We start from the raw sequence: 21454 nt of genomic DNA on the forward strand, positions 1-21454 counted from the left end.
CGGTCGAAGATCGCCGTGAGCGGTCGTCAGACCCCAGCAAACCCATACCTAGCTCAATCTCTACCCACGTTTTCTCGCTCCTCGACCAGCCGCCCCCACGTCACAGCTACAATAGTCCACTGGACACTACCAGCGCAGAGAGGAAGCCATGCCAGACCTTGCATCTGCCCAGAGCGCAGACCCCATATTTCAGGAGGAGCAGGAGCATCTCCTAGAGGTTTACGCCCAACTCGTTGCCATCAGGGACGAGCTGACCTATACGCTCGAGGTCAGCCACAGGCAGGCGGCCCAGGACCTGAGGGACATGTCCGAGGAGGTCACGCGCGACTTTGGGGGCGTGGACGAGACCATGGAGACGCTCGCCGCCATCGAGACGCTGAACTCGGTCATCGACGCCTACAACCAGTCCCACGACTTCGACGTGGGACGTCTTGCCAGGGTCACGCTGCTTCTGGCACAACCCTACTTCGCAAAGGTCAGGCTGCGCTACGGCACGAACACAGAGCCCGAGGACGTCTACATAGGTGCCGCAGGCATCACGAGCGGCGACTACGACTCGCTCGTCGTCGATTGGCGCAGCCCCATTGCCGAGACCTACTACAACCAGCGGATGGGTCCCTGCTCATACACGGTCGACGGACGCGAGGTCCACGTCGAGATGCTGCTCAGGCGGCAGTTCGACATCAGCAAAGACAAGCTCAACGCCTACTTTGACACGACCGTCGCCATACAGGACTCGCTGCTGCTCTCGGCGCTCAAGCACAATCACAGTGAGAAGCTGAAGGCGATCACGGCAACCATCCAGCGCGAGCAGAACGAGGTCGTACGACATGCCGACGTTCCGGCGCTCCTCGTGAGGGGCATCGCCGGCTCGGGCAAGACCTCCGTGCTGCTACAGCGCATAGCCTACCTCTTCTACCATGAGCGCGACACGCTCGACGCGAGCCAGGTGTTTCTCTTCACGCCCAACGCCGTGTTCAAGAGCTACATCGATATGGTCCTCCCCTCCCTGGGCGAGAGGAACCCCCAGACGTTCACCTGGAGGGAGTTCTTCCAGAGCCTCGGACAGGGAAAACGCGCACTGGGAGAGGACAGCGACCTCGCCACCTTCGAGCGACTCGAGCGGGGGGTAGATGCGCTCGAGCTTGACGTCCACGATTTTGGCGAGATACGGGTAAACGGCACGCTGCTGCTCAAGCCATCGCAGATAAAGGGTGCCATGGAGAAGTTCCCACGCGCACCGATGGGGCCTAGGCGCTGCGCGCTCGCGAAGGAGGAGCTTCACGAGAGGCTCGATCGCAAGCTCTCGGCCATGGCAAAGAAAGAGGAGGTACAAGACGAGCTACTGTCACTTGACCTCGATGACCAGCTGCGCATCTTTGGCGAGATGATTGACCCCGACCCCGCCGACCAGAAGAGCGTCGTCGCCTACACGAGACGCTACCTGAAAGCGCTCTACTCCTCTGCCCACGACCAGATAGAGGCTGCGGGTTGGCTGGACGTGGACCACGTGGGCAAGCGCATCCTGGGTAAGGCCAATCTGAACGCCGTCGAGTGGCTGTACCTATTTTTGCTGCTCACGGGCGGCAACGCCCGAGACGCGCGCTTTGTGATGGTAGACGAGGTGCAGGACTACACCGCCGCCCAGCTTACGCTCCTCTCGCGCTATTTCTCACGTGCCCACTTCCTGCTTCTGGGCGACGAGCACCAAGCCATCCGCGAGGGCACGGCAGACCTCGACCAGGTGAGGGAGATCTTTTCTGCCTCGCATGCGGGCATCGAGGAGTGCCGCCTGCTTACAAGCTATCGCTCGAGCCCCGAGATCACGGCGCTCTTCTCGAGCCTGGTGGAGGAGGACAAGGGCCGCGTGCTCAGCTCGGTGCAACGCGAGGGAGTGGCGCCGCAGATCATGGAGTGCGATGCTGACGCCACGGCATACCTCGGCGAGCTTCGCCTTCAGGTAAGCGCTGCCCTAGCGCAGGCCGACGAGGCGCGAGGGCGGGGCGAGAACTTCCTCACGGCCATCATCACCGCAGACAAGCCGCGCGCCAACTGGCTGCGCAAGCAGCTCGGCAGCTCGGTGCAGGCGCTGCGCAAGGGCGAGGGCCTGCCTCGCACGGGCGTGATCATCCTCGCCTTGGGACTCGCGAAGGGCCTCGAGTTCGACCAGGTCATCATCCCTGATGCCCAAGCTGCGGTCTACCCGGACAGTGAGCTCTCGCGCCGCAGGCTCTACACTGCCATCAGCCGCGCGATGCACTACGTCACGATCCTCTCGCAGGGTACGATGACGCCGCTTCTGGGCAAGGCAAGCGATAGCTAGCCGCACTCGTCCCACGCTCCTGCGTTTCAGGTAGGGGCAAGTGCGGACCTGGCGCTGGGAGCGCTCCTGCGCGCAAACGATAGGGACTGCGTCTTACCAGCAACCTGGCAGAGTGGCAAAAGAGTCGGTTTTGGAGGGAGGAGCAAGGTTATGGCCACAGGCCTGACAGAGCGCATCGTCGCCCGCTTTGTGCCCGATGCGACAAACACGAGGGACCCTCGGACGCGCAGTGCCTATGGATTTCTCTCCAGCACGATTTGCATAGGTCTCAACCTGCTCCTGTGCGCGACCAAGGGTGTTGTTGGCCTCATGGTAGGCTCGATCTCCGTCACTGCAGATGCCCTCAACAACCTCTCTGACGCCTCGAGCAATATCGTGAGCCTCATTGGCTTCAAGCTGGCAAGCCGCCCCGCCGACAAGGGCCACCCATACGGTCACGGTCGCTTCGAGTACCTGGCCGGCATGGCCATCGCCATGCTCGTCGTTGCCGTCGGCATACAGCTCGCCTGGCAGTCGATCGGCAAGATAGCCACCCCTTCTCCCGCTGACTTCAACGCGCTCACCGTCACCATGCTGGTCCTCTCCCTTGTAGTCAAGTTTTTCATGGCCAGCCTCAACCATAGGCTCGCGCGACGCATCGACTCTTCGGTCCTCGAGGCGACGGCCCAGGACTCAAGAAACGACATGATCGCAACCGGAGCCGTCCTCGCTGCCGGCATCGTTTCCTGGTTCTGGCATGTCGAGCTTGACGGATGGGCGGGTCTTGCGGTCTCCGTCTTCATCATCGTGAGCGGCTTTACGATTCTTCGAGATACCATCGACCCCTTGATGGGTAGAACTCCACCTGAAGACCTGGTGAGACGCGTGCACAAGAAGATCCTGAGCTACCCGGGCGTCCTCGGCACTCATGACCTCATGATCCACGACTACGGGCCCGGTCGGCAGTTCGCAAGCGCCCATGTCGAGATAGCCGCAGATACCTCCCTGCGCAGGAGCCACGCCCTTATCGACAGCATAGAGCAGGGCCTACGTGAGCAGGAGAACATCAGCTTTGTTCTGCACTGCGACCCCGTCGAGGCCAAGGATGATCGCACCGATCTGCGCAACTGGATAGAGGGGCGCCTCCAGAGGATTGATCCGGACCTCACGGTGCATGATGTCACGTCGGTTTGCCGCGATGACATGACGCAGGTCTCGCTCGACTGCCTGAAGCCCGAGCGCCTGGCGCTCTCGGACGATGAGCTGCGTAGCACCATCACCACTATCGTTCGTGAGCGCCTTCCCGGGGCCGAATGTCACATCACCATCGACACAGGCTTCGTCTCGCCAGCAGGATAGCGCCCGAGAGGCACGGCCATCGTGAGGCGTTGGCGGCGGGATGCGTCCAGCGGGGCGCGGCCACCTTTTGGTGCGCACTCGATGACACCGAGTGGCACGCACGTCGCGCACTCAGTGGCGTCGAGTGGCACAGCGGCTGACAAACGCGCAGGTACCGAGACATTCAGCACCACTCGGTGACGCCGAGTGGCACGCGCGTCGCGCACTCGGTGGAGTCGAGTGGCACAATGCGCACGCACCAACCCAGCTCCATGGCGCGAGAGGCCTTCTCAACATCCACCGTTGGCAAGGCTCTCTCATCTCAGCTCAGGGTCTCGAGCATAGCCTGGCATCCCATCCTCACATCGCGATAGGTGGTATCGAAGTCTCTGGTATACCAAGGGTCCGCAACGTCGCGGTCAAGGCCTGCCCACGAGAGCAGCTTGCTCACCTTACCCTCTGGGTCCCCCCGCAGGATGCACTCCAGCCCCCAGGCATTCTCCTCATCCATGATCACGATATGGTCGAAGCGGCCGTAGTCTGCCAGCGTCACCTGCCGTGCGCGGTGGTGGCCGCACGGTATGCCCAGCTCACTGAGCTTGCGACGCGTGCCAGGATGAACGTCGCTGCCGATGTCCTCCCGACTTGTCGCGGCAGAGTCGATATGAAAGTCATCGGCAACGCCAGCCTTGTCCACCAGGTACCTCATCACGCACTCGGCCATCGTCGAGCGACAGATGTTGCCATGGCACACGAAGAGAACTCGTATCATGTCGGCTTCCTTCCTGTATCGCTTGCACACCGCACCCCCCCTCAGAGAACGACATGATGCCCGACTTCGTCGATCCTATTCGTCCAGACGTACCCGTCAAAGCCATCCGGCACGTCACCTAGACTACCCGGCGTGTCGAAGCCCTCAGAGAGTCCCCCATCCCCCGCCACCAGCTCCACGCGGACGTTTGCCGTATCCATCCTCTCCATGAACCTGTTCGGCCAGCCCCACAGGAGACGAGCGTAGCGTAGGGGAATGCGCAGCTCGGTATTTCTCATGTCCTTAGGGACGCATCCGGTCCAGCCTATGAGCTCGTACTCGACCAACGCCTTGAGCATCGTATTCTTGGACAGGAGCTTCAGATCCTTGCTGCAGGTCCTGAGGTATGCGACGCCCTCCTCACTGGCACAGCAGATGCTGAGTCGTGCGAGGCGCTCTGGCGAGAGTCCCTTGAGCCTCTCCCACAGCACCCTATAGGTTTCTGCCTTTCCATCCTTGACTTCGATCACGAACTCCCTGTCCGGGAAGGTCGCCAGCACCTCGTCCATCGTCGGCATGAGGCCCACGCCCTTGCCGCGAAGCGGGTAGGTCTTGCCACCGTCGGCCGTATAGCCAAAGCCCACGTCCATCTGCCTCAGCTCGGCCATCGTGTAGTCCTGGACCTCGCCCTCCATGCCGCAGCGATACACGAGCGTCGAGTCATGAAAGACGGCCAGTTGTCCGTCCTTCGAAAGCTTTACGTCAAACTCCACCGCATCTGCACCGAGGTCGAAGGCAGCACGCATAGAGGGGATGGTGTTCTCTATGTAGCCATGCCTCGGCTCATCGATCATCGCGGCCGTGTTGCTGTCCCAGCCAGCCTCAGACTCATCGAAGGTCTGCGCAAGGCCCCTATGTGCAAGGAGCCGATAGGTTCCCGCCTGGCCATGGTAGAGGAGGTTCGTGTTGTTCAGCCACATGAAGCCGATAAGCAACAGGATGAGGATGCGCCTCCTATGCCTCCATATACGCCTCTTCCCCACGTCCTTACCCCTCACATCCCTGCCCCTGACCATCAGGCCGCCGTCCACTGCGTTTACGTGCCTCGCGCGTGCGCCTCGGATGCAGTATAGCCCTGACGGGCGAATCGACGGGCACATCAACACGACAGGCATCTTGGGAAAAGGTGTCGTGGGCACCTGGATGAGCCTCAACCCCCTGCAGGGGCAGTGGCGCTCGCGCATGCGCTTGATCCCGACGCCCCGGGTCACCCAGGGCCGTGGCCCCAGGTAGTACACACGAGGTGATGGACACAAGGTGGCCTAAGCGTATCGCCCACTGGACAACCCGCCCTCAGCCCCCGAGGAGCAGGCGCACGAGGCCGCCCACGCCGCCCCAGGAAAGTCCCAGGGCGCGCGCCCCCAGGTACAGGGTCCCGTAGGCGCCCATGACGACGTCGACGAGGTAGGTGGTGAGGCGCGCGCGCCAGCTCGGGGGCAGCAGGCGCGAGGGGTCGCGCGGGTCCACCCAGAGGGTCGCGCGGGTCCCCCTCCCGATGCGATTGAACAGGGACAGGAAACTCTGCCCGACGATGTCCGTCGCCGTGTGCGTCACGCCCCCGTACGACCAACGCCAGCCGAAGGACCATGAGCCGGAGCCCGGGCCGCCGTCCCTGACCTCGACCACCTCCCCCTCCACCGGGACCCAATGGAGCCTGCGCCAGGCGATGTGGGCGGAGAGGGCCAGGGAGAGCGCGGACCAGAGGGCCATGGCGACGGCGGAGGAGGAGAGCGGCGCGACGGCGACGATCACGAACAGGGCGAGCGTGAACCACCCGTACAGGGCGAGCAGCGCGTTGTCCATCAGGCAACCCTCCCGAGTCGCGCCGACAGGGCCGGAAGGGATAGCGACATGTCGAGCTCGATGGGACATGGTGTCGTGAGCTTCGCACGCATTGTCGCACCTGGCTTCCCGCCCCCCCGCCCGGGGAGGCGAATCGTTGGGACGAGACAACCACCGGGGACGGGCGGAACCTCCCCGACACCCGCCATCGTAGCGCCCCCGGGCGAGCGGGGCAAGGCCCACGGCTCACCACGTGACCCAACCCGCGCAGGTCACGGCCGTGAGGGCCACGACCAGCAGGGCGAGCGCGGCCGTGAGGCGGTAGGCGAGGAGGCGGCGCTGCCAGCTCGGGGGCAGGGCGCCCGCAGACAGCGCGCCCGGCGGGCGCGACGGGTCCACCCAGAGGGTGGCCGTGCGGCCGACCCCGCGGATCGGCCTGTGCCAAAGCGTAAACGCGGGGATGGCGTCCACCACGAAGCGCGCATCGTCCCCCCAGGGGTAGCGCCACGTGTCCCTCGTCCAGAGCAGGGATCCGACATCACATGTACGGCGCTCGCAGCCGACCAGCACCCCCTCCACCGGCACGGTGCAGCGCCGCCTGAGGGCCTCGATGCGCGCGGCGCGCGCCAGGGGGACCACCGAGGCGAGGGCGAGGGCGCAGGCCATCCGTGGCTCGGAGAAGCGCGACTCAACGCACCACCACGACAGCAACAGGACGGCATAGCTGTTCAGCGCGCACAGCGTCTCCACCCCCATCAGGCGGCCCTCCCCGGACCGGGGGTAGGCGACAGGATGGCGGGACCGCAGGGGCGTGGGGGCGTGACTGTCGCGTACATGCCGCGCCTGGCCTCCCGCCCCTCCCGCCCGGGGAGGCGACCGTGGGGGCGTGGCCGCAAGGGAGGGGCGCCGACGGGGGCGCGGCAGGCGCAGGTCACGGGATGACCCCCCAAAGACGCAGGGCGAAGTAGGCGCTCACGCCGCCGAAGATAAGGTAGGAGAAGAGCCGCAGCCCCCAGGTCGAGGGCAGCAGGCGCGAGGGGTCGCGCGGGTCCACCCAGAGGGTCGTCCGCTCCTCCCAGGCGAAGAGGTAATCGCCCGGCGTGTAGTCCTCCGCCGTGTACGTCACCCCGCCATACGTCCAGCGCCAGCCGCAGCCGCTGCTCCTATAGATGTGTGGGGGATAGGGGGGGCCTGCCTCCTGGCTGGCGACGATCGGCTCCCCCTCCACCGGGACCCAGCGGAGCCTGCGCCAGACGATGTGGGCCGAGAGGCCCAGGGAGAGGGCGGCGTGGAGGGCGAAGACGAGCGTCATCCGAAGCTCGGAGACGCGAGCAGGCACGTCGCCCATGGACCCCACGCACCCCGTGAACAGCAGGGCGAGCGAGAACCAGACGTACAGGGCGAGCAGCGCGTTGTCCATCAGGCGGCCCTCCCGAGTCGCGCCGACAGGGCCCGAAGGGATGGCGACATGTCGAGCTCGATGGGACATGGGGACGTGAGTTTCGCGCGCATTGGCGCACCTGGCTTCCTGCCTCCCCTCGTCCGGGGAGGCGAATCGTTGGGACGGGACTGCGGGGGGCGCGGGCAGGGCCTCCCCCGACACCCGCCATCGTAGCGCCCCCGGGCGAGCGGGGCAAGGCCCACAGCTCACCACGTGACCAAGCCCGCGCAGGTCACGACCGTGAGGGCCACGACCAGCAGGGCGAGCGCGGCCGTGAGGCGGTAGGCGAGGAGGCGGCGCTGCCAGCTCGGGGGCAGGGCGCCCGCAGACAGCGCGTCCGGCGGGCGCGACGGGTCCACCCAGAGGGTGGCCGTGCGGCCGACCCCGCGGATCGGCTCGTGCCAGAGCATGAGCACGGGGACGACGTCCACCACGAAGCGGACGTCGTCCCCCCAGGGGTAGCGCCACGTGTCCCTCACCCGGATAAAGGGTTTAGCATCGCAGAGCTCGCGGTCGACCAGCACCCCCTCCGCCGGCACGGTGCAGCGCCGCCTGAGGGCCTCGATGCGCGCGGCGAGGGCAAGAGGGACCGCCGAGGCGACGGCGAGGGCTGGGGCCATCCAAAGTCTGGAGAAGCGCAATGTTATGCACGACCACGACAGTGACAGGATGGCAAGGCTGTCCATCGCGTACAGCGTCTCCATCAGGCCGCCCTCCCCAGGCCCATGGGGGAGCCAAGGAGGGCGGCCGCCCGGGGCGGGGCGCCGCCGACCAACGCGGGGGACGTGGCGGGCTCCATGGCAACGGGGACGTCGAGCTCGGCCGCGGACGGCACGTAGAACCACCCGCCCGAGGCGGGCCGGTAGCCCTCGGCCTCGACCCTGACCTGCCACCAACCCTCGGGGACGTCCCAGGAGAAGGACCCACGGGCGTCGGCCACGAGCGGGTTTCCCTGCCCGTACGGGACTGCGTCCCACGGCTCTGGGCCCCTCCCTTCGCACCACAGCAAATCCCGGATGCCGCCGTCGCCGGCCCGACCCGTAGCGCGCGGGTCGGGGGACGAGGCCGGCGGCTCACCGGGAGCGCAGGGGCGTGGGGGCGTGACTGTCGCGTACATGCCGCGCCTGTCCCCCCGCCCCTCCCGCCCGGGGAGGTGGCCGTGGGGGCGTGGTCGCAAGGGAGGGACGCCGACGGGGCTGCGGGTCACGGGACGACCCCCCAATGGCACAGGATGCGGAAGGCGCTCACGCCGCCGAAGATAAGGTAGGAGAAGAGGCGCAGCCACCAGGTCGAGGGCAGCAGGCGCGAGGGGTCGCGCGGGTCCACCCAGAGGGTCGTCCGCTCCTCCCAGGCGAAGAGGTAATCGCCCGGCGTGTAGTCCTCCGCCGTGTACGTCACCCCGCCATACGTCCAGCGCCAGCCGCAGCCGCTGCTCCTATAGATGTGTGGGGGATAGGGGGGGCCTGCCTCCTGGCTGGCGACGATCGGCTCCCCCTCCACCGGGACCCAGCGGAACCTGCGCCAGACGATGTGAGCCGAGAGGCCCAGGGAGATGGCGGCGTGGAGGGCGAAGACGAGCGTCATCCGAAGCTCGGAGACGCGAGCGGGCACGTCGCCCATGGACCCCACGCACCCCGTGAACAGCAGGGCGAGCGAGAACCAGACGTACAGGGCGAGCAGCGCGTTGTCCATCAGGCGGCCTCCCTGAGGGCTGCGGGGCCGGATGTTAGCTTGCCGGACCCAAAGGGACGCAAAGACAGGGCTTTCACCCGCATGCTGCACCTGGCTTCCCGCCTCCCGTCCGGGGAGGCGAATCGTTGGGACGAGACAACCACCGGGGACAGGCGGAACCTCCCCGGCACACGCCATCGTAGCGCCCCCCGGCGAGCGGGGCAAGGCACGCGGCTCACCACGTGACCCAACCCGCGCACGTCACGGCCGTGAGGGCCGCAAGGGAGAGACAGAGGGCCGCCATGAGGCGGTAGACGAGGACGCGACGCCCCCAACTCGGGGGCAGGGCGCGCAGGGGCCGGGACGGGTCCACCCAGAGGATGGCCGCGTTTCCCTCGCGGAAGCCGGGGAGGAACATGAAGGTCGAGGCGACGTCCGTCACGGCGAGGGAGGTGCCGTCCCAGAGGTAGCGCCAGGTCTGGGTCTCCCAGCTGGGCGTCACGTGGCGGCTGAGCAGCACCCCCTTCACCGGCACGGAGCAGCGGCCCCTGCGGCGGGCGACGCGCGCGGCGAGCGCGAGGCAGACCGCCGCGTCGGCGGCGAGCGCGGGGGCCAGGTAGGAGACGGAAAAGCGCAACGACACGCACACCCACGCCATCCACAGTGCGGTGCAGGAGGCCAGATCATACAGAACCTCGTACAGCACCTCCATCAGGCGGCCATCTCCACGACGCCGGGCCTACGGGGACGCGGGGTCGTGAGCTTCGCGCGCATTGTCGCACCTGGCTTCCCGCCTCCCGCCCGGGGAGGCGAATCGTTAAGACGGGACTGCGGGGGGGGCGCGGGCAGGGCCTCCCCCGACACACGCCATCGTAGCGCCCCCGGGCGAGCGGGGCAAGGCCCACGGCTCACCACGTGACCCAACCCGCGCAGGTCACGGCCGTGAGGGCCACGACCAGCAGGGCGAGCGCGGCCGTGAGGCGGTAGGCGAGGAGGCGGCGCTGCCAGCTCGGGGGCAGGGCGCCCGCAGACAGCGCGCCCGGCGGGCGCGACGGGTCCACCCAGAGGGTGGCCGTGCGGCCGACCCCGCGGATCGGCCTGTGCCAAAGCGTAAACGCGGGGATGGCGTCCACCACGAAGCGGACGTCGTCCCCCCAGGGGTAGCGCCACGTGTCCCTCTCACGGATGAAGGACTTGCCCCAGCTCTCGCAGCCGGCCAGCACCCCCTCCACAGGCACGGTGCAGCGCCGCCTGAGGGCCTCGATGCGCGCGGCGCGCGCCAGGGGGACCACCGAGGCGAGGGCGAGGGCGCAGGCCATCCGGGGCTCGGAGAAGCGCGACAGTATGCACCACTCCGACAGCAACAGGACGGCCCAGCTGTTCAGCGCGTACAGCGTCTCCACCCCCATCAGGCGGTCCTCCCCAGATCCACGAGAGAGTAAGGGAGGGCGGGCGGCCGGGACGGGACGCCGCCGGTCCCCGCAAAGGAAGACGCGAGCTCCATGGCAACGGGGACGTCGAGCTCGGCTGCGGACGGCACGCGGACCCACCCGCTCGCGGCGGGCCGGTAGCTCTCCGCCTCGACCCTGACCTGCCACCAGCCCTCGGGGACGTCCCAGGAGAAGGACCCACGGGCGTCGGCCGCGAGCGGGTTTCCCCGCCCGTACGGGACTGCGTCCCACGGCTCTGGGCCCCTCCCTTCGCGCCACAGCAAGTCCCGGATGCCGCCGTCGCCGGCCCGACCCGTAGCGCGCGGGTCGGGGGACGAGGCCGGCGGCTCACCGGGAGCGCAGGGGCGTGGGGGCGTGACTGTCGCGTACATGCCGCGCCTGGCCTCCCGCCCCTCCCGCCCGGGGAGGCGACCGTGGGGGCGTGGCCGCAAGGGAGGGGCGCCGACGAGGGCGCGGCAGGCGCAGGTCACGGGACGAGCTCCCAAAGGCGCAGGATGCAGTAGGCGCTCATGCCGCCGAAGGTAAGGTAGGAGAGGAGCCGCAGCCCCCAGGTCGAGGGCAGCAGGCGCGAGGGGTCGCGCGGGTCCACCCAGAGGGTCGTCCGCTTCTCCCAGGCGAAGAGGTAATCGCCCGGCGTGTAGTCCTCCGCCGTGTACGTCACCCCGCCATACGTCCAGCGCCAGCCGCAGCCGCTGCTCCTATAGAGGCCTGGGGGATAGGGGGGGCCTGCCTCCTGGCTGGCGACGATCGGCTCCCCCTCCACCGGGACCCAGCGGAGCCTGCGCCAGACGATGTGGGCCGAGAGGCCCAGGGAGAAGGCGACGTGGAGGGCGAGGGCGAGCGTCGCCCGAAGTATGCGAACGCGATGGGGCGCGTCGCCCGTGAGCCCCGCGCCCCCCACGAACAGCAGGGCGAGCGTGAACCACCAGTACAGGGCGAGCAGCACGTTGTCCATCAGGCGGCCCTCCCAAGGGCTGCGGGGGCGGAGGGGGAAAGGGCCCGCTCCGGCGACCCGGGCGCAGCGGACGGCACGTAGAGCCACCCGCTCTGAGCGGGCCGGTACCCCTCCGCCTCGACCCTCACCTGGTACCAGCCCTCCGGCACCTCCCAGGCGAAGGACCCCCGGGCGTCGGTCACGAGCGGATTTTCCTGCCCGCACGAGGACGCGTCCCACGGCTCGGGCTCCGTGCCCTCGAAGGGCCTGTACCAGAGCGTCACCCTGGCGCCGAGGATGGGTGCCCCCGTGTCCGCGTCGCGGATGCTGCCGGAGGGGTCTATGCGGGCTGCGGACCTGGAGCCCCTTCTCTCGTACCACAGCAGGTCCCAGATGATGCTCATGTCGATCCAGCCTATCGCGAAGGAGTTGACGACCCCGAAGACCCCCAGGGCGACGCCCAGCTCGAACGGCGCACCGATGACGCAGGCAATCGAGAGGCCGATGTTCACAACACCGAGGACCTCTGCCAGATCCATCCTTCGATTGAGGCTTGCCCTCTCCTCGTCGGAGAGGTCCATATGGCCGATCACATCCCTGATGTGATCGTATCTCACCACCTGCACACCAGAGGACACTACCGATGAGATAACGGACACTACTCCCACAGTCGTGCCCGGTGACTTGAGACGCCCAAACACCTCCTTGGCCGCCTCCATGTACTCCTTGCTCGCGCAGTACTCCTCCCAAGCCTGGAGGCCCGTCCCAGAGCCGAACAACACGAGGTCCACGTTCGTCACCCCGCCGGGGCCGTCGCTGGCCCTCATGTAGCAGGAACTGCCGTCGCCAGTCTTGTAGGGGCCACCCACCATGCCCGGGGAGCCGATGACCTTCCCCCTTGCCACGGGGAGGTACGTGCGCCCTGCAGGCTCGTATCCCTGCTCGACCGCCTCCTCGACGGTCGCGGGCGCGCCGGCCTGGCGAGCCTCCTCGGCGTCCCGCTTCGTGATAGTTATCGTCGCGGGGCCGTCCTCGTCCCTGAACAGGGTGGGCGAGTGGTAGGTGTAGCGCATGGCGCCGTCGGGGAGCCTCTCCGACGTCACCGTGACGTCCTCCCACCCGGCGGGCCTTGCGGCTGTCGGCGCGGGGATCGTCCCTGGGACGGAGGGGTTAGCCGCGACCTCCTTGGGCCTGACCCTGCAGGACACCGATAGCGCCCCCGGCACGTAGTCGTGGTCCAAGGGGTCGAACCAGCCCTCGGCGACCCAGCAGCCCACGGCCCCGTCCCACGTGAGGTCCATGTACTTCCTCTCCGTGCCCTTGACGCTGACCACGCGGGCCGCCTCGATGCGCTCGGGCGGCGCGTCGAAGGCGACCTCGAAGCGGAAGGGGTGCTCGCCGTGGTAGGAGGAGAGCAGGAAGGTGTAGCTGGCCGGGTCGCCCCCCAGGAGGTCGTGGTCCCCGCCGTCGTAGCGCATGACGAAGGAGGTTACGCCTGCGGCCGCGGGGTCGAAGAGCACGGTCCCCCTGGCGGAGGAGCCCCCGCAGGAGGCGCTGACGGCGTACTCCCAGCCCTCGACGGGCGAAGACACGGAGACCTCGGCCTCGTAGGCGCCGGAGGCGGAGGCCGTGGCACTCCCGGCGGGGACCCCGCCCACGCGCAGCTCGACCCTGGACCCGGCGGGGGCGTTTCCCCTCACGGAGAAGGTGCCGGAGGCCGTGACCTCCGGGACGGAGATTGACAGCGGCGAGCTGAGGTCCGCCACCGAGCCGACGACCTCGCTCGCGGGGGCGCCGCCGCTTCTGAGGGCGACGCTCGCGTAGCTGGGGGAGGATGCCTCGCCCGCCGGCACCTCGCAGAGCACCTCGACGCTCCCCGAGGGGGCACCCGTCGGGACGTAGAGCTTCCTGCCGCTAAGCGACCAGTCCGCCGCGGCACCGTCGACCCTCACCTCCCGGACGTCCGTCGAGGCGGGAACGCCAAGCGTCACGGCGCCCACCGAGACGTCGGCCGACGGCTCGGCGAGGCCCCAGCGGACCGTCAGCTCGACCAGGCCGTCGTCCAGGCGCCGGGCGGAGTAGGAGCAGGCGGCGGGATCGAGCAGGGCATGGGTGCCGTCGCTGGCGGCCACGCCTATCCCGTGCTCCATCGCCCAGGAGTAGGCGAAGGAGCCCCTCGGGCACGAGATGGTGAGCGCGTCGCAGCCCTCGAAGGCGGTGTCGGCTATGGATGTGACGGAGGCGGGGAGCGAGAGCGAGGCGAGCGACGTGCAGCCCTGGAAGGCCCTGTCGCCCACGGAGGTGACGGTGCCGGGGACCTCCACGGAGGCGAGCCTGCCACAGCCCCCGAAGAGCCCCGTGGCGACTCGCACGGAGCCCTCGGCGAGCCTGGCGGAGGAGAGGCCGGAGCCCGCGAAGGGGCCGTCGCCCCGGAACCATCCGCCCGTGGACTCCAGCGAGGCGGGCACCGTCACGGAGGCGAGGGGGCAGCCGGAGAAGACGCGCGAGCCGAGGGAGCGCAGCCCCTCGGGGAGCGTCACGGAGGAGAGCGAGGAGCAGCCGTCGAAGGCGTCGTTGTCCACGAAGGAGACCGAGGCGGGGAGGTCCACCCCGGCGAGGGAGGAGCAGCCCCTGAAGGCGCCCGCCCCCACCCTCTCGAGCGAGGGCGGCAGCGAGACGGAGTGCAGCGACGTGTGGCCGGACAGGGCCGAGTTGGCGATGCCCACCACCTTGGAGCCGCCGAGCTCCTCGGGGATGGAGAGCTCGATGGCGTCGCCCGCGTACCCCGTCACCTCGACGCCGCCGGAGGCCTGCTGATAGCTGAACCCCTCCTCGGGGGCCACGGACTGCAGCTCTGCGTCGCCGTCGACCACCTCGCCGGGCGCCGCGACGTCACCCGCCTCGCCGGTGTCGGCAGGCGCTGGCTCGCCGGACGACGCGACGTCGTCCTGCGACGCCTGGGACGTGCCAAGGTGCAGCGCCCGGGCGGCGACCTTGGCGTACGCGCAGTCCGGGACCATCCCCACGACCTGCGCCATGGACAGGAACGCCGACAGGACGCCTCTCGCGGCCCTCATCACGCCACTCCCCTTCACACGAACCACTCAAGTCGTAAAGAATCCTAGGCCTTGCCGGCGTCACATGCAAGGCGTGAAATCAAACTTGTAACAAAGCGGCCGGAAGGGTCGGCGCCCTCCCGCGCCCCGCACGGTCCGTTCCGACCACGGGCGTGAGCCCACGGGTCACGACGGACCGCCACCCGCCCCAGCATCGCCACCAGCCTCACCGACCTCGCCTCCCAACTCAGCCAAGATGTAGAGGGGGCGACCCTTGACCTCGGTGTAGATCTTTGAGACATACAGGCCAACGACGCCGAGCGCACAGGTGATCATGCCAACGCCCAGAAGGATCACGACCATCATCGAGGGCCAGCCGGCCACGCGATCGCCAAAGAGGAGCGCCCTCACGAAGATGACGACCATGAGCAGGATGGACAGCGCCGAGAAGACCAGGCCGACGGCGACGATCAGCTCGAGCGGCTTTACCGTGTAGGCGATGATGCCCTCAAGGGCGTAGCTCGCAAGCGACCAGAACGACCAGCTCGTCTCCCCGGCTGCGCGCTCGACGTTCTGAAACTCGACCCACTCGACCCGAAAGCCCACCCATTCGAAGAGGCCCTTCGTGAAGCGGTTGTACTCCCTGCACTCGAGCACAGCTTGGACGAAGCGCCGGCTCATGACCGAGAAGTCGCGTGCGCCGTCCTTGACGTCCAGTCCGGTCATGCCGCTCATGACCTTATAGAAGAGGCGCGCGAAGGCCGAGCGCAGGGCGGGCTCCCCCTTGCGCGAGACGCGCCTCGCCGCCGCCCGGTCGCACTCACCACTCGCAACCCTCTGGAGCATCTGAGGCAAGAGCGACGGCGGGTCCTGCAGGTCGACGTCCATGACGGCAAGGTAGTCGCCGATGCCAAGCGCATGCTCGAGGCCCGCATACATGGCCGCCTCCTTGCCGAAGTTGCGCGAGAACGAGACGTAGCTCACGTCACCATGCGCCTGCGCCAGCTCGCGGAGCCTCCCGAGCGTCTCGTCGCTCGATCCGTCGTCCACGAAGAGCAGGTGCAACGCAACGTCCATGGCCTTGAGGCTAGAGCCTGCGGCCTCATGGATCGTGCGGTAGAAGAGGCCTACCGTATCCTGCTCGTTGTAGCAGGGAACGACCACCACGAGACTTCCCCCAGGAGGGGTCTCTCCCTCCCGCTCAGCCCCGGCTATGGCGGCGGGCGCGGCCTGAGCTGGGCACTCGCCACCCCCAGGGCTCACCGAGCCACCTTCTCGAGCTTGTAGAACACATACTCCTTGGAGGAGATCGGGCGATAGAACGACATGCTGCCTTGGACCCTATAGCCAAACCACTGGGCGACGTCACCGACCTTGAAGAGGGTCGTGGGCGTCTCGAGGTACCAGAGCTCGTCTGGACCGTCAACGAAAGCCTCATCGAGGGTATCGCAAAGCGTCAGGGAAGGCTCGTAGGCCTCATAGGCCACGCGCGTCGAGTCGCTGTAGCCCGCCAGAATCGCCCGTGCACCCGCAGCCCCCGTCACCAACGTCCCGACCTCGCAGTCTGACGAAACGAGCGCGCCGTCGGGAATGGACTCTAGAAACTCGTTGGCCGCTGCGTTCTGGGGACTGTGGTAGCGGGGTAGCCAAAATGCCATGGTCTGCGCTGTGAGTAGCACGGCGATGGCCGCAGCGGCCCCGTAGAGCAGGGGCCTGCCGGCCCGTGCCAAAACGAGCGAGACGGCCAGGACCAAACCGGCCAGCCCCACGTAGAAGTAGCGCACATAGAGGATGGGCCTGTTCATGATCAGGCCCGCGAGCAGGGCCAGACAGAGCGGCAGCAGATAGACAATGAGGCAGACCGTGAGCGAGTGGGTGAGGACCCGCGGCACCCACCCGGTAAGGCCGCTATGCCCTCGGGCGTCGCCCGAACACGCGTCTCCCTTGCTCGGCTTCTCCCCTCCTGCCCTTCTCGTCCCAGCCCGAGAACCAAGGGCGGCCGCCGTGACCACGACGGCGACGAACGCGAGCGACCCCACGAGCGTCAAAGACTCTGTCAGACCACTCATGACCACCGCGTCGATGCTTGCCATGTCGCTGTCGAGGAAGGGAAAGCAGACGATCTGCAAAAGGGCCCTCGGGAGGTCAAGCCTGATCCAGAAGTACTGGGAGACGTGGCCTGCCTGCCCGAGCAGGGCACCCATCCACGGAGCGAAGCTGGCACAGGCAAGCGCCGCCGTCAGGACGTAGTCGCGCACGACGTGCGTGTCCCTCAGGCAGCGACGAGCGCAGACAAGCGCCACGATGACACAGAGGTTCACCGAGAAGGCCGCCATGAGCGCAAAGTAGTGGCAGTTGGCAGCTGCTGCGGACGAGAGGCACAGCACGACCCACCAGTGCCGTGGCAGCGTGGGCGCCGCCTCTCCCAGGCGCGCCTCACGCAGCGCCCGAATGACCCGAAGCCCATAGATAAGGCACACGCCCACGAAAAGGGCCGCCCAACTGTACATGCGGATCTGGCTGGACACCCTAAACGACCAGGGGCTCACCAGCGTGAGAAACGAGAATGCGATACCCACGTGCCTGCCAAAGTCACGGCGCAGGTGAGTGTAGCCCAGAAGTGAGAGACAACCCAGGGCCGCCACCGAGAAGAGGCGGTAGGCGACCACATTGTCCGGAAAGAGGAGCCACACGAGCTTGAGCAGGTAGTAGTAGAGGGGCGGGTGAACATCGCTCGCTGCGATGCGCCACAGCTCCCCCAGAGGGTGGCGAACGAGGGCCACCGAGTAGCTCTCGTCGAACCAAAGGGCACTGTAGGAAGACAGCGAGGACAGAAGGACGACTCCCGCCACGATGACGGCAATGTGGGCCACCTTAAGCGGCTCACGCCCCGCCAGGTCCTTGCCCTTGGGTGCAGGAGACCCCATGGCCTAGTATCCCCTGATGGAGTTCAGGAAGTCACGGGCACGCTCTGTCGCGGGATGGTCGAAGAACTTGTCCGGCGAGGACTGCTCTAGGATCTGGCCCTCGGCCATGAACACGACCTGGTTGGCGACGCGGCGCGCAAACCCCATCTCGTGTGTGACGACGACCATGGTCATGCCCTCCCTTGCAAGCTCAACCATGACCTCGAGGACCTCGTTGATCATCTCTGGGTCGAGGGCGCTTGTCGGCTCGTCGAAGAGCATCGCCTTGGGGCGCATCGCCAGCGAGCGCGCGATCGCCACGCGCTGCTGCTGACCGCCCGAGAGCTGCGCGGGCACCTTGGAAGCCTGCTCGCTCACGCCGACCCTCTTGAGCAGCTCCATTGCCTGCCGCTCGGCCTCCTTACGCGGGGTGCCCAGCACCTCAATGGGTCCCATGGTCACGTTGTCCAGGATCGTCCTGTGCGAGAAGAGGTTAAAGCTCTGGAACACCATGCCCATCTGCGCGCGCATGGCCGCAAGCTCCTTGCCCTCCTCTGGAAGGAGGCGCCCCTCGATGAGGATCTCGCCGGAGTCTATCGTCTCAAGGCGGTTGATCGTGCGGATGAGGGTGGACTTGCCCGAGCCCGAGGGGCCGATCACGACCAAGACCTCTCCCTTATCGACCTTGAGGTTGACGTCCCTGAGCACGTGCAGCTCCCCGTAGTGCTTCTCGACGTGGCGAAGCTCGATGACAGGGGGATCGGTGTCTGCCGCAGTGTCGGCAGATGCGGCCTTTACGCTGGTCGCAGGGGGGGTTAAGCCTGCCTTCTCGTCTGACATGTCACTCCTTAGCGTGGGCGGACAGGGGCACTAGAAGGAGCTCGTGCCCAGGCGCGAGATGATCCTCACGCCCGTACGGGCGGCGATGAGGGCCGCCAGCCTGTTGATGAGGTAGTTGAGCAGGATGTAGATCACGGCGACGACCGCATAGACCGACACGAGCGCGTTGTAGTTGTTGATGAGCACGCGCGCGTCCTGCATCATGTCGGGGTAGCTGACCACGTAGGCGAGCGTCGTGTCCTTGACGACCACGACGAGCTGCGAGATGAGCGTCGGGATGACATAGCGCACCGCCTGGGGAAGCACGATCTTTGAGGTGATCGCGCGGCGGCTCATGCCGAGCGAGAGCGCGGCCTCAACCTGACCCTTGGGAACGGCGTTGACCCCGGCGCGGAGGACCTCGGCGATCACGCCCGACGCGGCAAGGCCCACCGGAAGCGTGATCATCCAGAACGCCTGGAGCTTGATGCCGTACTGCGGCACCACCAGGAAGAAAAAGTAGATCAGAAGCAGGCTCGGAACACCGCGGAAGAAGTCGATGACGATGCGACAGACGAGCGCGAGGGGACCCGGTCCGCTCGTGCGGCCGAGCATGAGGAGCAACCCCAGCACCAGGGCGATGACCCCGGCTGCGAGCGACACCTGCAGCGTCCCGAGAAAGCCACTGCCCAGAAACGCCCAGGTGCTGCTCCGCGCAAAGAAGGACCAGTAGCGGGGGGCGAACTGCCCCTTTAGGTAGAACTGACGGACGACGAGGGCGAGCAGGCCCACCACGAGCACGATGCCCACGCCCGTCCAGACGCGGATGAGGCGCCTGGTCCTTGGTCCCGGGGGCTCATAGAGCGCATCGCGCATCGAGCCTGAGTTCACGCTCATCTGAGTATCCTCACCCTCTGGTCTATGCGATTGCCGACCCATCCTATCGCGACTGCCGTCAGCGCGTAGCCCAGAGCCGAGACCATGAAGGCCGCGATGCCTCCGGTGGCATGCGTGTTGATGAAGGACACGAGCCCCGTGAGCTCGTTGGGCGCAAGGGGAACCTGAGAGCCCAGCGCCGTCGTCAACATGACGGCAATGAGCAAGTTGGTCATGGGAAGCACGGTTGTCCTGAGCGCCTGGGGGATGACGAGCTGGCGCATGATCTGGGAAAAGCCAAGGCCCAAGGAACGCGCCGCCTCGACCTGCCCGACCGCGATGGTGTTGATGCCGCTCATGAAGTTCTCGCTGCCAAAGGCCGAGGCCACAAGTGACACGACGACGATGACGCTGGGCAGGTAGTCAAGGGTAACGCCCAGACGTGGCAGGGAGTACACCACCAGCACGAGGAGCGACACGCCCGGAATGTTGCGAAAGACCTGAACATACAGGTCACCCACAGCCCGCAGCGGCCCTATGGGGCTCACGCGCATGACGGTGACGACAAGTGCCAGGGCCATGGCGGCAACGTAGGAGATTGCAGTCATACCCCACGTCATGAGAAGCGCCGTCACGTACAACCCACCATACTGGGAGATGAGCTCAGAAAACCCCATGAACACCCCCTTTCTACGCCCTGAGGTCGCAGGGTCGCACGAACCTTCCGGCAATGGCCGCGACTCGACTCTTGCGACCCTCAGGGCCTCTCCCCCACTGTCCTCCAGCCAGAGCCGTCAGGCCTGCCTGGACATGGCGCGAGCGAGCGGCTCGACCGCGCCCCTGCTAGGCCAGCGCCGGAGGCTGGGGAGCGGTCGTCTGGTTGGTACGGTCGCCGATGCATATCTTCCAGAGCCTCTCCCACAGTCCGTCATTCTCAACCTCCTTGAGGAAGGCGTTCACGAAGGCGACGCCATCTGAGTTGAGCGGCATGCCAATGCCGTATTGGTCATCGGGGCCAAAGGGGTCACCGACGACCTTGAAGTCGTCGGGCTGCTTGGCGACGGTGCTCTCGAGCATCGTGCGATCGATGACATAGGCGTCCACGCGACCCTGGGAGAGGGCCTCCTCTGCCTCTGAGCTGGTCGTGAACTCCTGCTGCTTGGCATCGGGGCAGGCTTGGGCAAGGATGCCGGGGCCGGTGGAGCCTGACTGCACGGCAACTCTCTTGCCTGCAAGATCGTTAAGGCCGTGTATGCTCGCGTTGTCCTTGGTCACCAGGATGCCCTGATGGGAACTGTAGTAGGGACCCGCGAAGGAGATGAGCTGCTTGCGCGTATCGTTTATGGAGTAGGTCGCAAAGACGCAGTCGACCTGGTTGTTCTGGAGCACGGACTCGCGCGTGTCAGAAGTGACCTTCGTGAGCTCGAACTTGGTCTGGTCACCCAGGACATAGCGGGTCAGAAGCTGCGTCAGGCCGGCATCGAAGCCATAGAGCTTGCCGTCGGTGTCGTCACGCTGCGAGAAGAGCGTGGAGGTCTCGACCCCGCCCACGAGGAGCCTGCCACGGTCCTTGACGGTCTTCGCCCAAACATTGGCCTCGATGAGGGAGTCATCGGCGACCTTGCCCGCGTCCAGCAGGCTGGCGAAGGCGGAGGTGTCGATAGACGTCGCGGCCGAGGTGCCACCCGAGCCACTGGAGCTTGAGCGCACGCCAGGATCCCCGCTATCGGTGGAGCAGGCGGTCAGTGCCAGGAGGGTCACGCCTGCCAGTCCCGCGCCGATAAAGGAGCGGCGGGTCATGCCCCTGCCAGAGACGGCAGGTAGGGTACTCTTCTTGCGCATGTTGCACCTTTTCTCATCTGGTCCTGGCCACAACCGGGCCGAGAACGCCAACAATCTACGGATTGATTCTAGATGACCAATGCCGAAGGGGAGCCTATCGATATCGGATAGCTACCTATAGTCCCTACCGATATACCCCACCCGGCCCGATGGCATACCGTCGTACGCAAGAGCAAGCCAGCTCGCGTGTCCCCAAGCCAGGGGTCACCCTACCTCGGCCACGGC

Annotated in this window: 21 protein-coding genes; 2 read left to right on the forward strand and 19 right to left on the reverse strand. The window is 66.9% G+C overall.

The window, feature by feature from the left end; genetic code table 11:
- The first annotated feature begins 148 nt into the window (after window positions 1-148).
- On the forward strand, window positions 149-2323 hold the full coding sequence (locus ADJ70_RS08630; protein ID WP_050340760.1) for an ATP-binding domain-containing protein: 2175 nt from the start codon (window positions 149-151) through the stop codon (window positions 2321-2323).
- A gap of 150 nt (window positions 2324-2473) precedes the next feature.
- Window positions 2474-3661 (forward strand): cation diffusion facilitator family transporter, encoded by a 1188-nt coding sequence (locus tag ADJ70_RS08635; RefSeq protein WP_253273153.1) that lies wholly within the window; start codon window positions 2474-2476, stop codon window positions 3659-3661.
- Between the two features lie 301 nt (window positions 3662-3962).
- Here ADJ70_RS08635 and ADJ70_RS08640 read toward each other — a convergent pair whose 3' ends face one another.
- The 19 genes from ADJ70_RS08640 to ADJ70_RS08730 all read right to left on the reverse strand — a co-directional run bounded on the left by ADJ70_RS08640 (window position 3963) and on the right by ADJ70_RS08730 (window position 21229).
- Complete coding sequence (locus tag ADJ70_RS08640) at window positions 3963-4412, reverse strand: low molecular weight protein-tyrosine-phosphatase (RefSeq protein WP_050340761.1); 450 nt, start codon at window positions 4410-4412, stop codon at window positions 3963-3965.
- Between the two features lie 41 nt (window positions 4413-4453).
- Entirely contained in the window at window positions 4454-5467 is a 1014-nt protein-coding gene (locus ADJ70_RS08645) for a glycerophosphodiester phosphodiesterase family protein (RefSeq protein ID WP_083444102.1), read from the reverse strand.
- A gap of 277 nt (window positions 5468-5744) precedes the next feature.
- Entirely contained in the window at window positions 5745-6254 is a 510-nt protein-coding gene (locus tag ADJ70_RS08650) for a DUF3592 domain-containing protein (protein ID WP_050340762.1), read from the reverse strand.
- Between the two features lie 225 nt (window positions 6255-6479).
- Window positions 6480-6989: a hypothetical protein gene (locus tag ADJ70_RS08655; RefSeq protein ID WP_050340763.1), complete on the reverse strand. Its 510-nt coding sequence runs from the start codon at window positions 6987-6989 to the stop codon at window positions 6480-6482.
- Window positions 6990-7164: 175 nt separating this feature from the next.
- Entirely contained in the window at window positions 7165-7653 is a 489-nt protein-coding gene (locus tag ADJ70_RS08660) for a hypothetical protein (protein WP_050340764.1), read from the reverse strand.
- A gap of 227 nt (window positions 7654-7880) precedes the next feature.
- A complete protein-coding gene (locus tag ADJ70_RS08665) occupies window positions 7881-8378 on the reverse strand; it encodes a hypothetical protein (protein ID WP_050340765.1) in 498 nt (165 codons plus the stop codon).
- Entirely contained in the window at window positions 8378-8614 is a 237-nt protein-coding gene (locus tag ADJ70_RS14630) for a hypothetical protein (RefSeq protein ID WP_157051469.1), read from the reverse strand. Before ADJ70_RS14630 ends, ADJ70_RS08665 begins: the two co-directional genes overlap by 1 nt.
- A gap of 263 nt (window positions 8615-8877) precedes the next feature.
- Window positions 8878-9366 carry a hypothetical protein gene (locus ADJ70_RS08675; protein WP_050340767.1) on the reverse strand — a complete coding sequence of 163 codons (489 nt, stop codon included), beginning with the start codon at window positions 9364-9366 and terminating at the stop codon, window positions 8878-8880.
- A 214-nt stretch (window positions 9367-9580) separates the two neighbouring features.
- The gene (locus ADJ70_RS08680) at window positions 9581-10057 is read right to left on the reverse strand and encodes a hypothetical protein (protein ID WP_050340768.1); all 477 of its coding nucleotides are present in this window, start codon (window positions 10055-10057) and stop codon (window positions 9581-9583) included.
- A 196-nt stretch (window positions 10058-10253) separates the two neighbouring features.
- On the reverse strand, window positions 10254-10754 hold the full coding sequence (locus ADJ70_RS08685) for a hypothetical protein (RefSeq protein WP_050340769.1): 501 nt from the start codon (window positions 10752-10754) through the stop codon (window positions 10254-10256).
- Complete coding sequence (locus ADJ70_RS14960; RefSeq protein WP_172674471.1) at window positions 10754-11059, reverse strand: hypothetical protein; 306 nt, start codon at window positions 11057-11059, stop codon at window positions 10754-10756. Before ADJ70_RS14960 ends, ADJ70_RS08685 begins: the two co-directional genes overlap by 1 nt.
- A 203-nt stretch (window positions 11060-11262) precedes the next feature.
- Window positions 11263-11751 carry a hypothetical protein gene (locus tag ADJ70_RS08695; RefSeq protein ID WP_050340771.1) on the reverse strand — a complete coding sequence of 163 codons (489 nt, stop codon included), beginning with the start codon at window positions 11749-11751 and terminating at the stop codon, window positions 11263-11265.
- Window positions 11751-14807 carry a leucine-rich repeat protein gene (locus ADJ70_RS08700; protein ID WP_050340772.1) on the reverse strand — a complete coding sequence of 1019 codons (3057 nt, stop codon included), beginning with the start codon at window positions 14805-14807 and terminating at the stop codon, window positions 11751-11753. Before ADJ70_RS08700 ends, ADJ70_RS08695 begins: the two co-directional genes overlap by 1 nt.
- 165 nt (window positions 14808-14972) lie before the next feature.
- Window positions 14973-16049, reverse strand: a complete 1077-nt coding sequence (locus tag ADJ70_RS08705) for a glycosyltransferase family 2 protein (RefSeq protein ID WP_253273154.1) — start codon at window positions 16047-16049, stop codon at window positions 14973-14975.
- The gene (locus tag ADJ70_RS08710; RefSeq protein ID WP_050340773.1) at window positions 16046-17713 is read right to left on the reverse strand and encodes a glycosyltransferase family 39 protein; all 1668 of its coding nucleotides are present in this window, start codon (window positions 17711-17713) and stop codon (window positions 16046-16048) included. Before ADJ70_RS08710 ends, ADJ70_RS08705 begins: the two co-directional genes overlap by 4 nt.
- Before the next feature lie 3 nt (window positions 17714-17716).
- Window positions 17717-18532 carry an amino acid ABC transporter ATP-binding protein gene (locus tag ADJ70_RS08715; protein ID WP_083443915.1) on the reverse strand — a complete coding sequence of 272 codons (816 nt, stop codon included), beginning with the start codon at window positions 18530-18532 and terminating at the stop codon, window positions 17717-17719.
- A 30-nt stretch (window positions 18533-18562) separates the two neighbouring features.
- Window positions 18563-19408 carry an amino acid ABC transporter permease gene (locus ADJ70_RS08720; RefSeq protein ID WP_050340774.1) on the reverse strand — a complete coding sequence of 282 codons (846 nt, stop codon included), beginning with the start codon at window positions 19406-19408 and terminating at the stop codon, window positions 18563-18565.
- Window positions 19405-20064, reverse strand: a complete 660-nt coding sequence (locus ADJ70_RS08725; RefSeq protein ID WP_050340775.1) for an amino acid ABC transporter permease — start codon at window positions 20062-20064, stop codon at window positions 19405-19407. The genes ADJ70_RS08720 and ADJ70_RS08725 overlap by 4 nt, the downstream gene beginning before the upstream one ends.
- 166 nt (window positions 20065-20230) lie before the next feature.
- On the reverse strand, window positions 20231-21229 hold the full coding sequence (locus tag ADJ70_RS08730) for a glutamate ABC transporter substrate-binding protein (RefSeq protein ID WP_050340776.1): 999 nt from the start codon (window positions 21227-21229) through the stop codon (window positions 20231-20233).
- Window positions 21230-21454 lie beyond the last annotated feature (225 nt).

Origin of the sequence: Olsenella sp. oral taxon 807 (assembly GCF_001189515.2) — a bacterium.
GTDB lineage: Bacteria > Actinomycetota > Coriobacteriia > Coriobacteriales > Atopobiaceae > Olsenella_F.

Excerpts from the sequence above, each read along its gene's own strand:
- ADJ70_RS08630 (WP_050340760.1), top strand. The coding sequence starts at position 149 with ATGCCAGACCTTGCATCTGCCCAGAGCGCAGACCCCATATTTCAGGAG.
- ADJ70_RS08635 (WP_253273153.1), top strand. The coding sequence starts at position 2,474 with ATGGCCACAGGCCTGACAGAGCGCATCGTCGCCCGCTTTGTGCCCGAT.
- ADJ70_RS08640 (WP_050340761.1), bottom strand. The coding sequence starts at position 4,412 with ATGATACGAGTTCTCTTCGTGTGCCATGGCAACATCTGTCGCTCGACG.
- ADJ70_RS08645 (WP_083444102.1), bottom strand. The coding sequence starts at position 5,467 with ATGGTCAGGGGCAGGGATGTGAGGGGTAAGGACGTGGGGAAGAGGCGT.
- ADJ70_RS08650 (WP_050340762.1), bottom strand. The coding sequence starts at position 6,254 with ATGGACAACGCGCTGCTCGCCCTGTACGGGTGGTTCACGCTCGCCCTG.
- ADJ70_RS08655 (WP_050340763.1), bottom strand. The coding sequence starts at position 6,989 with ATGGGGGTGGAGACGCTGTGCGCGCTGAACAGCTATGCCGTCCTGTTG.
- ADJ70_RS08660 (WP_050340764.1), bottom strand. The coding sequence starts at position 7,653 with ATGGACAACGCGCTGCTCGCCCTGTACGTCTGGTTCTCGCTCGCCCTG.
- ADJ70_RS08665 (WP_050340765.1), bottom strand. The coding sequence starts at position 8,378 with ATGGAGACGCTGTACGCGATGGACAGCCTTGCCATCCTGTCACTGTCG.
- ADJ70_RS08675 (WP_050340767.1), bottom strand. The coding sequence starts at position 9,366 with ATGGACAACGCGCTGCTCGCCCTGTACGTCTGGTTCTCGCTCGCCCTG.
- ADJ70_RS08680 (WP_050340768.1), bottom strand. The coding sequence starts at position 10,057 with ATGGAGGTGCTGTACGAGGTTCTGTATGATCTGGCCTCCTGCACCGCA.
- ADJ70_RS08685 (WP_050340769.1), bottom strand. The coding sequence starts at position 10,754 with ATGGGGGTGGAGACGCTGTACGCGCTGAACAGCTGGGCCGTCCTGTTG.
- ADJ70_RS08695 (WP_050340771.1), bottom strand. The coding sequence starts at position 11,751 with ATGGACAACGTGCTGCTCGCCCTGTACTGGTGGTTCACGCTCGCCCTG.
- ADJ70_RS08700 (WP_050340772.1), bottom strand. The coding sequence starts at position 14,807 with ATGAGGGCCGCGAGAGGCGTCCTGTCGGCGTTCCTGTCCATGGCGCAG.
- ADJ70_RS08710 (WP_050340773.1), bottom strand. The coding sequence starts at position 17,713 with ATGGGGTCTCCTGCACCCAAGGGCAAGGACCTGGCGGGGCGTGAGCCG.
- ADJ70_RS08715 (WP_083443915.1), bottom strand. The coding sequence starts at position 18,532 with ATGTCAGACGAGAAGGCAGGCTTAACCCCCCCTGCGACCAGCGTAAAG.
- ADJ70_RS08720 (WP_050340774.1), bottom strand. The coding sequence starts at position 19,408 with ATGAGCGTGAACTCAGGCTCGATGCGCGATGCGCTCTATGAGCCCCCG.
- ADJ70_RS08725 (WP_050340775.1), bottom strand. The coding sequence starts at position 20,064 with ATGGGGTTTTCTGAGCTCATCTCCCAGTATGGTGGGTTGTACGTGACG.
- ADJ70_RS08730 (WP_050340776.1), bottom strand. The coding sequence starts at position 21,229 with ATGCGCAAGAAGAGTACCCTACCTGCCGTCTCTGGCAGGGGCATGACC.